General features: G+C 57.1%; 1 protein-coding gene and 1 pseudogene. One reads left to right on the top strand and one right to left on the bottom strand.

What is annotated here, in order from left to right; all coding sequences use genetic code 11:
* Positions 1 to 1,854 (bottom strand): threonine--tRNA ligase (thrS, locus tag ACIGDJ_RS28265; protein WP_397504724.1); only part of this gene is annotated, 1,854 nt, incomplete at its 3' end.
* A gap of 35 nt (positions 1,855 to 1,889) precedes the next feature.
* On the opposite strand from thrS, the pseudogene ACIGDJ_RS28260 reads away from it, so the two are divergent.
* Positions 1,890 to 1,991: pseudogene (locus ACIGDJ_RS28260) on the top strand (putative porin); the annotation flags it as partial.

Raw genomic sequence — 1,991 nt, 5'->3', positions numbered from 1 at the left:
CATCGATCCCAGGTCAGCACCTTCACGAGTACGCACAGCGACAGTCTGCATCTCGACTTCCTTATCTCCGATAACCAAAAGATAGGGAACCTTGAGCAAAGTATGCTCGCGGATTTTAAAGCCGATCTTTTCATTTCTCAAGTCGGACTTGGCACGAAATCCGCTTTCGTTGAGAGTTTTTTCAACCTCTGCAACAAAATCTGCCTGTTTATCAGTGATATTCATGATCACCGCCTGCGTTGGCGCCAGCCAGGCAGGGAACGCACCTTCGTAGTGCTCGATCAGAATCCCGACGAAACGCTCGAACGAGCCGAGGATCGCGCGGTGCAGCATCACCGGGTGTTTGCGGCTGTTGTCTTCGGAGACGTATTCAGCGCCCAAACGGACAGGCAGGTTAAAATCGAGCTGCAAGGTACCACATTGCCAGACGCGACCGAGGCAATCTTTTAGCGAGAACTCGATCTTGGGCCCATAGAAGGCACCCTCGCCCGGCTGCAGATCGTACGGCAGACCAGCAGAATCAAGGGCTGCAGCCAATGCAGCTTCCGCGCGATCCCACAGCTCGTCGGAACCGACGCGTTTTTCCGGACGAGTGGACAGTTTCATTTCGACTTCGGTAAAACCGAAATCGCGATAGACGTCCATGGTCAACTTGATGAACGCAGCGGACTCGGCCTGCATCTGCTCTTCCGTGCAGAAGATATGCGCGTCGTCCTGAGTGAAAGCTCGCACGCGCATGATGCCGTGCAAAGCACCCGACGGCTCGTTACGGTGGCACGCACCGAACTCGGCCAGACGCATCGGCAACTCGCGGTAGCTTTTCAGGCCCTGATTGAACACCTGCACGTGGCACGGACAGTTCATCGGCTTGATGGCGTAGTCACGGTTTTCCGACTGGGTGGTGAACATGTTGTCGGCGTAGTTGGCCCAGTGCCCGGATTTCTCCCACAGGCTGCGATCGACGACTTGCGGAGTTTTGATCTCAAGGTAGCCGTTGTCACGCTGGATCTTGCGCATGTACTGCTCAAGCACCTGGTACAGCGTCCAGCCGTTCGGATGCCAGAACACCATGCCCGGCGACTCTTCCTGCGTATGGAACAGGCCCAGACGCTTGCCGATCTTGCGGTGGTCGCGTTTCTCGGCTTCTTCGATGCGCTGGATGTAGGCCGCCAGCTGCTTCTTGTCAGCCCAGGCAGTACCGTAGACGCGCTGCAATTGCTCGTTCTTGGCATCGCCACGCCAGTAGGCACCCGACAGCTTGGTCAGCTTGAAGGATTTCAGAAAGCGCGTGTTCGGGACGTGAGGACCCCGGCACATGTCGACGTATTCTTCGTGATAGTACAGCCCCATGGCCTGCTCGTTCGGCATGTCTTCGACCAGGCGCAGCTTGTAATCTTCGCCGCGAGCCTTGAACACTTCGATCACTTCAGCGCGCGGAGTGACCTTTTTGATGACGTCGTAATCCTTCTCGATCAGCTGCTGCATGCGCTGTTCGATGGCGGCCATGTCTTCCGGCGTGAAAGGACGCTCGTAAGCGATGTCGTAATAGAAGCCTTCGTCGATGACCGGGCCGATGACCATCTTCGCAGTCGGGTACAGCTGTTTGACCGCGTGGCCAACCAGGTGCGCGCAAGAGTGGCGAATGATCTCCAGCCCCTCTTCATCCTTTGGCGTAATGATTTGCAGGGTCGCGTCGCTGCTGATGATGTCGCTGGCGTCGACCAGTTGGCCATTGACCTTGCCGGCGAGCGTGGCTTTGGCCAGCCCTGCACCAATGGATGCGGCGACCTCGGCTACGGAAACCGGGTGATCGAATGAACGCTGACTGCCGTCGGGAAGAGTAATAGTTGGCATGGCGCCTCCTCTCCTAGTGGTGACCCCTACCAAAGGTCACGTCGTTCCCGGTGGATTACACCAACGACACTTCCAGCAGCAACGGTTTCGACAAGGAAGAGAGCGACAACAAGTGGCTGTACGGCGCGCAGCTCGGC

The sequence above is a fragment of the Pseudomonas sp. NPDC079367 genome (genome assembly GCF_044542195.1).
Classification (GTDB): domain Bacteria; phylum Pseudomonadota; class Gammaproteobacteria; order Pseudomonadales; family Pseudomonadaceae; genus Aquipseudomonas.
The sequence above is the reverse complement of the archived record's forward strand: the minus strand, read 5'-3'. Positions and strand labels throughout refer to the sequence as shown.